The following is a 13457-nucleotide window of genomic DNA, read 5'->3' on the forward strand; positions in this document are numbered from 1 at the left end:
GGATCGGTGCCGACAGCGCGCTCCGGCACGGCCCGATCCGGGAAGAGCTGCCGGTACGGCGCCGGTTCCGGGTGGGGCACCGCCGCGGCTGCAGGTGCCGAAATCACCGAACGCTCGTACCTTGGGAGGGGTGACGTCACCCACACTCAGGCCGTCCACCGTCGGAGAGCTGCGTGCCTCGGGACACGAGCACCGCTCCGTCAAGGACGAGATCCGGCAGAACCTGCTCGCCGCCCTGCGCGACGGCCTCGACCCGTGGCCGGGCATCGTCGGATTCGACGACACCGTCGTTCCGCAACTCGAACGTGCGCTGCTCGCGGGCCACGACGTGGTGCTGCTCGGTGAACGCGGGCAGGGCAAGACCCGGTTGCTGCGCACCCTGCCGCTGCTGCTCGACGAGTGGACACCGGTGATCGCCGGTTCCGAACTCGGCGAGCACCCCTACGACCCGATCACCCCCGCCTCGATCCGCCGCGCCGCCGAACTCGGCGACGACCTGCCCGTCGCCTGGCGGCACCGCAGCGAACGCTACGCCGAGAAACTCGCCACCCCCGACACCTCCGTCGCCGACCTGGTCGGCGACGTCGACCCCGTCAAGGTCGCCGAGGGCCGCAGCCTCGGCGACCCCGAGACCATCCACTTCGGTCTCGTGCCGCGCGCCCACCGCGGCATCGTCGCAGTCAACGAGCTGCCAGACCTCGCCGAGCGCATCCAGGTCTCGCTGCTCAACGTCATGGAGGAACGCGACATCCAGGTGCGCGGGTACACGCTGCGGCTCCCGCTCGACGTCCTGCTCGTCGCCAGCGCCAATCCGGAGGACTACACCAACCGCGGCCGGATCATCACCCCGCTCAAGGACCGGTTCGGCGCCGAGATCCGCACCCACTACCCGACGCAGCTCGACGACGAGATTGCCGTCATCGAGCAGGAGGCGCAGCTGCAGGCCCGGGTCCCGGACTTCCTGCTCGAGATCCTCGCCCGCTTCACCCGCCTGCTGCGTGAATCCACCTCGGTGGACCAGCGTTCCGGTGTGTCGGCGCGCTTCGCCGTCGCCGGCGCCGAGACCGTCGCCGCCGCGGCGATGCGTCGCGGCGCCGTGCTCGGCGAGGCCGACCCCGTCGCACGTCCCGTCGACCTCGGCACCGTCGTGGAGGTGCTGCGGGGCAAGGTCGAGTTCGAATCCGGCGAGGAGGGAAGGGAATTCGAGGTCCTCGATCACCTCCTGAGGCGGGCCACCGCGGACGCCGCCCGCACCCGGCTCGCCGGGGTGAACCTCGGCCCGCTCGTCACCGCCGTCGAGCAGGGACAGCCGGTGGTGACCGGGGAACGGATCACCGCCAAGGCGCTGCTGGACGAACTGCCCGACCTGCCCGTCCTCGACGTCGTCGCCGAGCGGCTCGGCGCGGAGGACATCGGAACGCGGGCTGCCGCCGCCGAACTCGCGCTCGAGGGCCTCTACCTCGCGCGGCGGATCGCCAAGCACGCCGACGACGACGGCGCCGCGGTGTACTCCTGATGAGCCGGGGCGCGCGGTACGGGCCCTACGACGGCGGCGACCCCCTCGCCCCGCCGGTGGATCTGCGTGAGGCCCTCGCCGCGATCGGCGAGGACGTGCTGGCCGGCAGTTCGCCGCGACGTGCGCTGCGGGAACTGCTGCGCCGCGGTCACGGCTCGATGCGCGGGCTGGACCGCCTTGCGGCGCAGGCGAATCGGCGTCGGCGGGAGCTGCTGGACCGGACGAACCTCGACGGCACGCTGCGCGAGGTGCGTGAGCTGCTCGACCGGGCCGTCCTCGAGGAACGCAAGGCCCTCGCACGCGCACTCGACGACGACGCCCGGTTCGCGGAGATGCGGATCGAGGAACTGCCCGCCTCCACCGCGCAGGCCGTGCAGGAGCTCGCCGACTACGACTGGCGCAGCCCGCAGGCCCGGGAGGACTACGAGAAGATCCGTGACCTGCTGGGCCGCGAGGTGCTCGACCAGCGGTTCGCCGGGATGAAGCAGGCCCTCGAAGGTGCCACCGACGAGGACCGTGAGCGCGTGAACCGCATGCTCGAGGATCTGAACGATCTGCTGGACAAGCATTCCCGCGGGGAGGACACCCAGGAGGACTTCGAGCGGTTCATGGCCGAACACGGCGACTTCTTCCCGGAGAATCCCGGCAACGTGGAGGAACTGCTCGACTCGCTGGCCCAGCGCGCGGCGGCGGCGCAGCGCCTGCGCAACTCGCTCAGCCAGGAACAGCGCGACGAGCTCGACGCCCTCGCTCAGCAGGCGTTCGGTTCGCCGAGCCTGATGTCGCAGCTCGACCGTCTCGACTCGCACCTGCGTGCCGCCCGCCCGGGGGAGGACTGGACCGGGTCGGAGCGGTTCCGAGGGGACCGGGGAATGGGCCTGGGCGAAGCGACGGGGGCGCTGCAGGACGTCGCCGAACTCGACGCACTCGCCGAGCAGCTCTCCCAGCAGTACGCCGGCGCCTCCCTCGACGACATCGACCTCGACGCGCTGGCCCGCCAGCTCGGCGACGACGCCGCGGCCGATGCGCGCACGCTCGCCCAGCTCGAGAAGGAACTGCAGCGGCAGGGGTTCTTCGACCGGGGCGCCGACGGGCACTGGCGCCTGTCGCCCAAGGCGATGCGCGAACTCGGCCGGACCGCGCTGCGCGACGTCATGGACCAGCTGTCCACCCGGGGCGGGCAGCGCGAGACCCGCCGGGCGGGGGCCACCGGTGAGCCCACCGGGGCGTCGCGCCCGTGGGAGTTCGGCGACACCGAGCCGTGGGACGTGGTGCGCACCCTCACCAACGCGACCCTGCGCGCCCCCGCGCGGATCCCGGTGCGGATGGATGTCACCGACGTCGAGGTCGTCGAGACCGAGCAGCGCACCCAGGCGGCGGTGGCGCTGCTGGTGGACACGTCGTTCTCGATGGTGATGGACGGCCGGTGGGTGCCGATGAAGCGCACGGCCCTGGCCCTCAACCACCTGGTCTCGACCCGGTTCCGCGGCGACGCGCTGCAGCTGATCGCGTTCGGCCGGCACGCCCGCGTCGTCACCGCCTCCGAACTCGCCGGGCTGGACGGGGTGTACGAGCAGGGCACGAACCTGCACCACGCGCTCATGCTGGCCGGCCGGCACCTGCGCCGGCATTCCAATGCCCAGCCGGTGGTGCTGGTGGTCACCGACGGTGAGCCCACCGCGCATCTCGAGGCGGACGGCTACGCGGCGTTCGACTATCCGCCCAGCGCCCGCACGCTCGGCATGACGGTCCGTGAGCTCGACCATCTCGCCCGCGTCGGGGCGCACGTGACGATCTTCCGGCTCGGCGACGATCCCGGGCTGGCGCGGATCGTCGACCGGATGGCCCGCCGGGTCGGTGGCCGGGTCGTCGCGCCGGACGTCGACGGCCTCGGGGCCGCCGTCGTAGGCGACTACGTGCGGCTGCGCCGCCGCTGACCCACCCCGTGCGCGATTCTGGTAGCGGGAACTACCGGAAACGCGCACGGGCTACCGGCGCAGCGCCCGCCAGGTGCTCACCGCGGCGGTCGAGAGCAGTCCCGCGGTCACCAGGAACACCGACGCCGTGCCGGCGACGCCGGCGATCGCGCCGGCTGCCAACGGCACCGACACCTGGCCGAGACGGTTGCCGGTGAGGCGCACGGCCAGCGCCGACGCCCGGTCCGCCGGTGCCACCAGCTCGACGACCCACGTCATGGTCAGTGGCTGCCCGAACCCCCAGAAGGCACCGCAGATCGCCAGGAGTATCCCCAGCGCCCACGGGTTCGGCAGGAACGGCAGCGCCGCGACGGGCAGGGCCGTGCACGCCGTCGCCGACAGCAGCAGACGTCGCCGCGGAATCGTCCGCAGTGCCCACGGCAGCACCGCACGCGAGACGATCGACGCGACGGTGCGGGCGGTGAGCAGGGCCGACACCAACAGCACCCCGAAGCCGAACTCCTCCCCGAGCAGCGGCAGGTACGCGACCACGATGTCGACGGACGCCAGCACGACGAGGCTCGAGAACATCGCGGGCTTCATCCCGCGCGTGCCCAGCATCGACCGCACCGACTGCGGTGGCGCGTCGCCCGGGGCGCGACCGGAGCCGGGCGGTTCGCGCAGGCCGACGACGAACGGCAGGGCTGCCGCGGCGAGGACCGTCATCACCAGCAACGCCGGGGTGGTCTCGACGGTGTCCCCGTTGCTCGCCGCGGCGATCACGCCGGCGAGCGGCACCCCGATCGCCTGACCCACCGACACTCCCAGGGTGATGCCCGCGAAGCCGCGGTCGAGTTCACCCGGTGGCGACAGGATCGACACGAACGCCTGTCCGGACACCGTCACCAGAAGCTGACCGAGACCCAGGACGGTGTTGCCGAGGCCGAGGACCCACAGGTCCGGGCTGACCGCGATGATCAGCGCACCGGCCACCGACACCACGACACCGCCCCGGAGAATCCCCGCCGCGTGCCGGCGGTCGACGGCCCGGCCCAGCTGCACCGCCAGGACCAGCGGGACGAGGGCGAACAGGGCCGTCACCACGCCGATCACGGCCGCGTCGCCGCCGAGGGCGAGCACGCGGTAGGAGACGAGGACGCGCACCGACTGGAACGTCGCATGCAGCAGCGCCGTCGCCGTGCACAGGAGCAGCAGCCAGTGCCGGGGGATGCGGGACATCGGTCAGCCGGCCGTCACGATCCGGTCGGCCAGCGGTGCCTGCAGCGTCAGCTCGAGCACACCGGTGACGGCGATCATGATGCACGCCCGGTCCACCGCCTCCGGCAGGGTGCCGCCACGCAACGCCACCGTCACGGCGGAGTCGGACTCGCCGACGGTGGCGTCGACTCCGAAACACGCGGGTGTGCCGGTCTCGAAGTGGACGGCGATGCGGTCGTCGTCCACTCGGGTCCACGAGCGCAGCGGGATCGGGTGCGGCTCGACGAGGTCGTCGCGGGCGGTGAAGACCGTCGCCCCCACCGGTGTCGGTTCCTCCGGTAGGGCGGGGACGTCGGCGCCGCCCGGACCGCACGCGCCGGCCAGGACGCAGCACACGGCGAGCACCGGCAATCGCATGGCTCTCAACCTAGCCGCGCCCGTCATGCGAGGAGCGCGGCGACGACGCCGATCGCGGGGATCGAGGCGAGGGTGGTGACCAGCGCGGCGTCGCGGGCGAGCACCATGCCGCGGCCGTAGCGGCTCGCGTAGACGAACACGTTCTGTGCGGTCGGCAGCGTCGCCACCACGACGATCGCGAAGAGTTCGTGCCCGTCCAGGCCCATCAGGTGCCGGGCCATGACGTAGGCGAGGACGGGCTGCACCACGATCTTGAGCACCGATGCGAGCGCGACGTCGCGGCGCGGGCTGGTGCCCTTCTCGAGCACCCGCACCCCCTGGAGCGACAGGCCGAATGCGAGCAGGGCACCCGGTACGGAGGCGCCACCGAGGAGGTGGAACGGCTGCATCAGCGCGGCAGGCGGCGTCCAGCCGGCGACGGCGACGGCGAGTCCGGCCGCGCCCGCCAGCACGATCGGGTTCTTGAACGGGGCGGTGATCGTCTCCCGTCGTGACGCGCCGGGGCGCATCGTCGACAGGTCCAGCATCGTCAAGGCGATGGGGGAGAACAGCACGATCTGGAACAGCAGCAGCGGCGCGACGAACGAGGCGTCGCCGAGGACGAACACAGCGATCGGAATGCCGAGATTGGCGGAGTTGACGTACGAGGCGGCAAGCGCGCCGATCGTCAGCTCCGGCAGGGGCCGGCGCAGCCACAGCTTCGCGACGACGAGGTAGAGCGCGGCGACGGCGAACGCAGTGGCTGCGGCGACGTACAGGGTGGGGGAGAAGATCACCGACAGGTCGGAGGTGGCCAGCGAGTCGAACAGCAGCGCGGGGGTGGCGACGAAGAACACCATCCGGCTGAGCACGAACTGGGCCTCGGGTCCGAGCGTGCCCGTCCGGCCGAGTACGAATCCGATCGCGATGATCACGAAGATGACGCTGAATCCCGCGATCACGCCCGACACCGACACAACCCTTCGAAAGCACACGATATGCAGGCGCTGCACGCCAGACCGAGAACCTTACCGGCGGTAACGGCACGGGGCACATCCCGCCCTTGTCGCCCCGTCCGGTGAGACGCCGCGAACGGACGCCGACCGGGCACCGGGGCCGGGAATCTGCGATGCTGAAAAAATGCCGACCGACCCGATTGTTCATCCCCCGGCCAACGTCATCGCGCTGGCCCAGCATCCGCGGTATCAGTACGCGGACTGGACGCTCTCGGAGCGGCTCGTACGGCGGCAGGAACTGGTCCTGCAGCATCTCGGCGTCTGGGGCGACGACGGTTCGTGAGGTCTGCCGGGCCCCGGGAACGGCTCAGGGCGTCACCGTGGCGACGAACGTCATCCGGTCCCCACGGTAGAGCGAGCGCCGCTGCTCGATCGGTGCCTCGTGCCGATCGTAGGAAACGCGGTTGAGCAGGAGCATGGGCGTGCGGATGTCGGCGTCGAGGAGCGCCGCCTCGCGTGCGTCGGGCAGGGTGGTCTCGATGTACTCGACCGCGCGCGCGAAGGTGATGCCGCGTGCGCGGATCGCCGCGTACAGCGACGACGTGGCGTCGAAGCTGTCGGCGAGTCCCGGAAAGCGGGCGGCGGGCAGGCGGGTCCGTTCCAGTCCGACGCGGACGCCGTCGGTGAGCAGGACGCGTTCGAGTTCGAGGACGGGATCGCCGACGGCGATCGCGAGGACCGCGGCGAGGTCGGGGTCGGCGGCGAGGTCGGTCCAGCCGACGAGGATGCGTCCCGCGCTCCGGCCCTCCGCGAGGGCCGCCTCGGTGTAGGAACCGATGATCAGCGGTTGCAGGATCTTGGGCTTCGCGACGACGGTGCCCCGGCCGCGGCGTTCGATGCGGCCGTCGACGAGGAGCTCGCGCAGCGCCTGGCGGACGGTTTCCCGGGCCACGTCGAACCGGCTGGCGAGTTCACGCTCGGAGGGCACCGGGTCGCCGACGGAGAGCTCGTCGAGCAGGGCGGTGACCTGATGCCGCACGATCTGGTGCTTGGGGACCCGGGTCTCGCGAGCGGTTTCTGGCACGGTCGAATCGTACCGGATTCTGGTCTATACCAATTGTTCACCGGGCGTTCGCCTGCCGTCCCATTATTGGTCTAGACCATCACTCAGGCTCGGGTCATGCGAGTCCTGATCATCGGCGGCGGCATCCTGGGCACCGCCCACGCCGACGCCGCCGTCCGCCGCGGACACGACGTCGTCCACCTCGAACGCGAGCCGGAAGCCCGGGGCGCCACCGTCCGCAACTTCGGCCTCGTGTGGGTCTCCGGGCGCACCGAGGACGAACTGGCCGCCACCCTGCGCTCCCGCGAGCTGTGGGCCGACCTCGGCGCCCGCGTCCCCGGCATCGGTTTCCGGGCGAACGGTTCGATCACCCTTCTCCGCAGCGACGCGGAGGTGGTCGTCGCCCGGGCGGCCGCCGACCGCGCCGACGCCCGCGACCGGGGTTTCACCCTGCTCGAGGCCGAAGCGATCCGCCGGCTCAATCCCGCCCTCCGGGGCAAGTTCGCCGCCGGCCTGCACTGCAGCACCGACGCCGCCGTCGAATCCCGCGTCGCCCTGCCCGCGATCCGGTGGCACCTCGCCACCTCCGGGCGGTACCGTTTCCGGCCGGAGACCGAGGCCCGCAGCGTGACCCGCACCGCCCACGGCACGGTGCAGGTGCGCGACGACCACGGCACCGTCCACGAGACCGACCTCGTGCTCGTGTGCCCCGGGGCGACCCTGTCCGGTCTCGCCCGTGAACTCGGCGGCGACCTGCCCCTGCGCCGCGTGCGCCTGCAGATGATGCAGACCGCACCGCTGGGCGAGAAGCTCACCACGTCCGTCGCCGACGGCGACAGCCTGCGCTACTACCCGGGATTCGCCGGGGCCGCGCTGGACGAGCTGAAGGCGCGCGAACCGCAGGCGCTCACCGCCGAGCAGCACCGCATGCAGTTGCTGTGCGTGCAGCGACTCGACGGCGGGCTGACCCTCGGCGACACGCACGAGTACGACGAACCGTTCGCGTTCGACGTCGACGAGGCCCCGTACGAGCACCTCGTCACCGTCACCGAGGAGCTGCTCGGACGCCGGCTCCCGCCCGTGGTGCGCCGGTGGGCCGGGGTCTACAGCCAGTGCCTCGATCCCACCGAACTCGTCCACCGTGCCCGCGTCGACGACGACGTCTGGATCATCGCCGGACCGGGCGGCCGCGGCATGACCCTCGGCCCCTACCTCGGTGAGTGCACCGCCGACCTCCTGAGTCTCTGAACATCCTCTCTCGCAACCATTCCGGAGTACCGATGACTGTCATCCGACTGGCCGTGCTCGACATGGCCGGCACCACCGTCGCCGACGGTGGCCTCGTCCTGCGCGCCTTCGACGCGGCCGCCACCAGCGTCGGACTGCCCACCGACGGACCCGAACGCGACGCCGCCCGGCGCTACGTACTCGACACGATGGGCCGGTCCAAGATCGTCGTCTTCCGGTCCCTGTTCGGCTCCGAGGAGCGCGCCCGCGCCGCCAACGCCGCCTTCGAACGTGCCTACGACGACTTCGTCGACGCCGGCGAGGTCGAGCCGATCCCCGGAGCCGCGGACGCGATCACCCGGCTGCGCGACGCCGGGCTCGTCGTGGCGCTCACCACCGGCTTCAGCCGCGCCACCCAGGACCGGCTGCTTTCGGCGCTCGGCTGGCAGGACCTCGCCGACCTCACCCTCGCACCGTCCGACGCCGGTCGCGGCCGGCCGTACCCCGACCTGGTGCTCACCGCGCTGCTGCGCGCCGAGATCGACGACGTGCGCGAGGTCGCCGTGGTCGGCGACACCGTGGGCGACATTCTCTCCGGGCGCCGCGCCGGCGCCTCCGTCGTCGTCGGCACCCGCACCGGCGCCCACGACGAACAGACGCTGCGCGACGCCGGGGCCACCCACATCGTCGGTTCCGTCGCCGACCTGCCCGATCTGCTCCTGCAGTCCTGACCGACACCTCCGACCCCGAGGACTCCCGACATGCACCCGTACTTCTCCCGCCGCACGGTCGCCGCGACCGCGCTCGCGACCGGCCTCGCTCTCACCCTCACCGCCTGCGGCGGCTCCGATCCCGACGCCGTCAATGCTCAGGGCTTCCCCGAGAAGCTCACCCTGGCCGCGATTCCCGCGGAGAACTCGGCGGATCTGCAGGCCAGTTACGATCCGCTCCTCGCGCTCCTCGAGCGCGAGACCGGCGCCGAGGTCGAGTTCGTGCAGGCCTCCGACTACGCCGGCGTGGTCGAGGGCATCATCGCCGACAACGTCGACCTCGCCTTCTTCGGTCCGTTCGCCTACGTCGTGGCCGGCGTCAACGGCGCCGCCGTCAGCCCGCTCGGCGCCGTCGTCCAGGAACCCGGCGGAGAGCCGGGTTACCGGTCCTACGGCCTCACCCGCTCCGACAACACCGAGATCGACGGCATCGACGACTTCGCCGGCAAGGACGTGTGCTTCGTGGATCCGGGCTCCACGTCCGGATTCCTGTACCCCTCCGCGGGACTCATCGAGGCCGGCGTCGTCGAATCCGGCACCGAGCAGGCCGTCGCCGCCGGTGTGAACCCGGTCTACGCGGGCGGCCACGACGCGTCGGCCCTCGCGATCGCCGCCGGCGACTGCGATGCGGGCTTCGCCTTCGACACCATGGTCGACGAGACCATGATCGCCAGCGGTGACCTGGAGGAAGGCGAACTGAAGAAGGTCTGGGAGTCCGAGACGATCGCCGGCTCGCTGTTCGTGGCGAGCAACTCGCTCGGTGCCGACGTCGTCGACCGGCTCCGCGCGATCTTCGTCGACAAGGCCAACGCCGATCACATGCGCGGCGCGGGACTGTGCGAGGGCGAGTGCCGTATCACCGACGAACGGGCATGGGGCGTCGTCCCCGCGACCGACGCCGACTACGAGGGCGTGCGCGAGGTGTGCGCCCTGACCGAATCCGACAAGTGCAAGGGCTGAATTGAACAGCGATCACACCGTCGTGGGCGACGACGCCCCGACCGTCGCGGGCGACGACGTCGTCGTCTCCGCCCGTCGCGTCACGAAGAAGTTCGGCGGCACCGTGGCTCTCGACGGTGTCGACCTCGCCGTGCACCGCAGCGAACTCGTCGTGCTGCTGGGCCTGTCCGGCTCCGGCAAGTCGACGCTGCTGCGCTGCCTCAACGGCCTGCACAGCGTCACCGACGGGGCCGTGGAGGTGGCCGGCACCCGCGTCGATCTGGCGTCGCGCGCCGAGCTGCGCAACCTGCGCCGGGACGTGGGGTTCGTCTTCCAGCACTTCAACCTCGTCGGCCGGCTCAGCTGCCTCGAGAACGTCCTCGTCGGCGGACTCGGACGGCTGCGCGTTCCCCGCTACGGCGCCGCGACGTACCCGAGGCGGATGCGCACCGAGGCCCTCGCCCATCTCGACCGCGTCGGGTTGGCCGACCTCGCGGACCGTCGCGCCGACACCCTCTCCGGTGGGCAGCAGCAGCGAGTCGCGATCGCGCGGACGCTGATGCAGCGCCCCACCGTCCTGCTCGCCGACGAACCGGTCGCGTCCCTCGACCCCGAGAACGCCGGGGTGGTGATGGACCTGCTCTTCCGGGTGTGCATGGAGGACACGCTCACCGTCGTGTGCACCCTGCACCAGGTGGACCTTGCGCTGGGCTGGGCCCATCGGATCGTCGGCCTGCGCGGCGGGCGGAAGGTGCTCGACCGGCCCGCCGTGGAACTGAGCCGGGCCGACGCCATGGACATCTATCGACGGGTCGACCCGGCCGCCCAGCCGGCCTCGGCGCCGACGGGACCGTCGTGAGCACCGCCCTCGCGCCCGCGCCGCCCGACCGCGTCGGGCGGCACCTGCCGGGGTCGGCCGTCCGCCGCCGGCGTCTGCTGGGGACGTGCGGGGCTGTCGCGTTCCTCGCCGTCCTGGCCTCCGCCCGCTACATCGACTTCGCCCCCGCGGCGCTGCTCGACGGGCTCGACGACGTCGCCGGCCTGCTCGGCCGCATGCTGCCCCCCACCCTCGACGATCCGGGCCGGATCTGGAAGCTCGCCCTCGACACCCTGCTGATGGCGGTGCTCGGCACGGTGCTCGCGACCGTCGCGTCGGTGCCGCTGGCCTTCCTGGCCGCCCGCAACACCACCCCGCACCCCGCCGTGTACACGGTGGCGCGCGCGATGATCACCTTCTGCCGGGCGGTGCCGGACCTGCTGTTCGCGGTGCTGTTCGTCCGCGCCCTCGGGATCGGCGTCCTACCCGGCGTGCTCGCGCTCGCCCTGCACTCCATCGGCATGCTCGGCAAGCTGTTCGCCGACGCCGTCGAGCAGACCGAGCCCGGGCCCCGGGAGGCGGTCCGCAGCACGGGGGCCGGGTACGTCCGCGAGATGATCAATGCCGTGTTGCCCCAGGTGGTTCCCGCCTGGCTGGGGACGTTCGTCTACCGCATCGACATCAACCTGCGTACCTCCGTCGTGCTCGGATTCGTCGGCGCCGGCGGCATCGGGTTCGCGCTCCAGGACGCCCTGCGCGGTCTGGTGTATCCGCGGGCGCTGGGCATCGTGTGCGTGATCCTCGCGATCATCGCCGCGATGGAGGTGCTCGCGGTCCTCGTCCGGCGGACCCTGCTGGCACCCACCGATCCGGATCCGCGCCGCGAGAAGGCCGCGCGACTCATCTTCTCCGGCGCGGTCGCCGCCGCCACCGTCGGTGCGCTGATCAGCCTGCGTATCGACCCGCGCGCGCTGCTCACGTGGATCGGCCCCTCGCTCGAGGTGTTCACCCGTCTGCTCCCGCCGGACTTCACCGCGGTCGGCGGCAAGCTGGTCGACGCCGTGCTCCAAACCCTCGCGATCGGTGCGGTCGCCACGGCCGCCGGCATCGTGCTCTCGCTGCCGTTCGGGATACTCGCCGCCCGCAACGTGTCCCCGCATCCGGCCGTGTACTGGTCGGCGCGCTCGGTGATCCTGTTCGTCCGCGCGGTGCCCGAACTGATCCTCGCGGTGATCTTCGTCGCCGCGATCGGACTCGGCCCCGTCGCCGGGGCGTGCGCGCTCGCTCTCGGATCCGTGGGATTCCTCGGCAAGCTCGTGGCGGACGCCGTCGAGGAGATCGACCCCGGTCCCGTCGAGGCGGCGCGGGCCGTGGGCTGCGGTTGGTGGAAGACGTTGTTCGCGGCGGTGATTCCGCAGGCGGTGCCGTCCGTGATCGGCTCGAGCCTCTACCTGCTCGACGTCAACATCCGCACCTCGACGGTGCTCGGCATCGTCGGCGCCGGCGGCGTCGGCTTCCTGCTCTTCGAGGCGATCCGGACCCTGAACTTCGAGTTCGCCGGAGCGATCGTGCTCGTCGTGTTCGCCGTCGTCTACCTGATCGAAAGGGTGTCGGGATGGATCCGGTCGCTGGTGGTCTGACGCGCGCGGCCGTGTGGACGGGCACCGGCGTCGACGTGCGCGACGTGCCCGTCCCGCGCCTCGGTGACCGGGAACTGCTGGTACGGATCCGGCTCGCGACGGTGTGCGGCAGCGACCTGCACACCGTCGCCGGACGACGGCCCGGGCCACAGCCGTCGGTGCTCGGACACGAGGCCGTCGGCGAGGTCGTCGCGGCCGGACCCGGTGCGGGGACCGTCGTCGGCACGCGGGTCGTGTGGACCGTCACGGCCTCGTGCGGTGCGTGCGACAGGTGCGGGTCCGGCCGGACCGCCAAGTGCCGGACCCTGCGCAAGGTGGGTCATGAACCTTTCGACGGCGCCTGGGGGTTGTCCGGCACCTACGCCCGGCACATCGTGCTGCCGGCCGGAGTGGGCGTGGTCCGGGTGCCGGACACGGTGCCGGACGTCGTCGCGGCCCCGGCGGCATGTGCGACGGCGACGGCGGTCGCCGCCGTCGAGGCGGCCGGTGACGTCGCCGGACGGCGGGTCCTGGTGTGCGGCGCGGGCATGCTCGGGGTCACCGCGACCGCGTTGTGCGCGGAGGCCGGCGCCGATGTGCGCGTCGCCGACCCGGACGCGGAGCGGGTCGCGGTCGCCGAGCGGTTCGGAGGCGTCGGCGACGAAGGCGGCTCCGTCGACGTCGCGCTCGACTTCTCGGGATCCGTCGTCGCGGTGGGGGAGTGCCTGCACCGGCTCGACGTCGGCGGCCGCCTCGTCCTGGCGGGATCCGTGACGCCCGGCCCTTCGGTATCCCTCGACCCCGAGGCCGTCGTGCGCGGGTGGCTCACCGTCACCGGAGTCCACAACTACGAGCCCGCCCACCTGCGTCGTGCCGTGGCCTTCCTGACCCGCACCGCGGGTACGTACCCGTGGGACGAGCTCGTCGCGGCACCGGTCCGGCTCGACGACGTCGCGCACGCCCTGCGTCGGCCCGCCGCGCCCGCCCTGCGGGCGTCCGCCGCCCCGTGAGGTCAAGCCC

The 13457-nt window shown here is 72.2% G+C and carries 13 protein-coding genes; 9 read left to right on the top strand and 4 right to left on the bottom strand.

What is annotated here, in order from left to right; genetic code table 11:
* Positions 1-130 precede the first annotated feature (130 nt).
* Together ACWPQI_RS05700 and ACWPQI_RS05705 are read left to right on the top strand one after the other, a co-directional pair.
* A complete protein-coding gene (locus tag ACWPQI_RS05700) occupies positions 131-1516 on the top strand; it encodes a sigma 54-interacting transcriptional regulator (RefSeq protein WP_010593030.1) in 1386 nt (461 codons plus the stop codon).
* Positions 1516-3453, top strand: a complete 1938-nt coding sequence (locus ACWPQI_RS05705; protein WP_010593029.1) for a vWA domain-containing protein — start codon at positions 1516-1518, stop codon at positions 3451-3453. The genes ACWPQI_RS05700 and ACWPQI_RS05705 overlap by 1 nt, the downstream gene beginning before the upstream one ends.
* A 51-nt stretch (positions 3454-3504) precedes the next feature.
* Here ACWPQI_RS05705 and ACWPQI_RS05710 read toward each other — a convergent pair whose 3' ends face one another.
* The 3 genes from ACWPQI_RS05710 to ACWPQI_RS05720 are packed head-to-tail and all read right to left on the bottom strand — an operon-like array spanning position 3505 to position 6017.
* On the bottom strand, positions 3505-4671 hold the full coding sequence (locus tag ACWPQI_RS05710; RefSeq protein ID WP_017679437.1) for an MFS transporter: 1167 nt from the start codon (positions 4669-4671) through the stop codon (positions 3505-3507).
* A 3-nt stretch (positions 4672-4674) separates the two neighbouring features.
* Positions 4675-5067, bottom strand: coding sequence for a hypothetical protein (locus ACWPQI_RS05715; RefSeq protein WP_010593027.1), 393 nt, complete (start codon positions 5065-5067; stop codon positions 4675-4677).
* Between the two features lie 23 nt (positions 5068-5090).
* Positions 5091-6017 carry an AEC family transporter gene (locus ACWPQI_RS05720; protein WP_029539917.1) on the bottom strand — a complete coding sequence of 309 codons (927 nt, stop codon included), beginning with the start codon at positions 6015-6017 and terminating at the stop codon, positions 5091-5093.
* Positions 6018-6186: 169 nt separating this feature from the next.
* On the opposite strand from ACWPQI_RS05720, the gene ACWPQI_RS05725 reads away from it, so the two are divergent.
* Positions 6187-6345 carry a hypothetical protein gene (locus tag ACWPQI_RS05725; RefSeq protein ID WP_474738689.1) on the top strand — a complete coding sequence of 53 codons (159 nt, stop codon included), beginning with the start codon at positions 6187-6189 and terminating at the stop codon, positions 6343-6345.
* 24 nt (positions 6346-6369) lie between these two features.
* Here the strand turns inward: ACWPQI_RS05725 and ACWPQI_RS05730 are convergent, their stop codons facing one another.
* Positions 6370-7086, bottom strand: coding sequence for a GntR family transcriptional regulator (locus tag ACWPQI_RS05730; RefSeq protein ID WP_010593025.1), 717 nt, complete (start codon positions 7084-7086; stop codon positions 6370-6372).
* 96 nt (positions 7087-7182) lie between these two features.
* Here ACWPQI_RS05730 and ACWPQI_RS05735 point away from each other — a divergent pair, with 96 nt between their 5' ends.
* From ACWPQI_RS05735 to ACWPQI_RS05760, 6 genes are read left to right on the top strand one after another with little or no spacing between them, the layout of a single operon-like run.
* Positions 7183-8313, top strand: coding sequence for a TIGR03364 family FAD-dependent oxidoreductase (locus ACWPQI_RS05735; RefSeq protein ID WP_048771998.1), 1131 nt, complete (start codon positions 7183-7185; stop codon positions 8311-8313).
* Between the two features lie 32 nt (positions 8314-8345).
* Positions 8346-9023 (top strand): phosphonatase-like hydrolase, encoded by a 678-nt coding sequence (locus ACWPQI_RS05740; RefSeq protein WP_010593023.1) that lies wholly within the window; start codon positions 8346-8348, stop codon positions 9021-9023.
* Positions 9024-9053: 30 nt separating this feature from the next.
* Positions 9054-10022, top strand: a complete 969-nt coding sequence (locus ACWPQI_RS05745) for a phosphate/phosphite/phosphonate ABC transporter substrate-binding protein (protein ID WP_048771991.1) — start codon at positions 9054-9056, stop codon at positions 10020-10022.
* Position 10023: 1 nt separating this feature from the next.
* Complete coding sequence (gene phnC / locus ACWPQI_RS05750) at positions 10024-10860, top strand: phosphonate ABC transporter ATP-binding protein (RefSeq protein WP_017679443.1); 837 nt, start codon at positions 10024-10026, stop codon at positions 10858-10860.
* Positions 10857-12458: a phosphonate ABC transporter, permease protein PhnE gene (gene phnE / locus ACWPQI_RS05755; protein ID WP_040274409.1), complete on the top strand. Its 1602-nt coding sequence runs from the start codon at positions 10857-10859 to the stop codon at positions 12456-12458. Before phnC ends, phnE begins: the two co-directional genes overlap by 4 nt.
* A complete protein-coding gene (locus ACWPQI_RS05760) occupies positions 12434-13447 on the top strand; it encodes a zinc-binding dehydrogenase (RefSeq protein WP_010593020.1) in 1014 nt (337 codons plus the stop codon). The genes phnE and ACWPQI_RS05760 overlap by 25 nt, the downstream gene beginning before the upstream one ends.
* The last annotated feature ends 10 nt before the right edge of the window (positions 13448-13457 follow it).

Source organism: Rhodococcus sp. LMD, assembly GCF_056108245.1.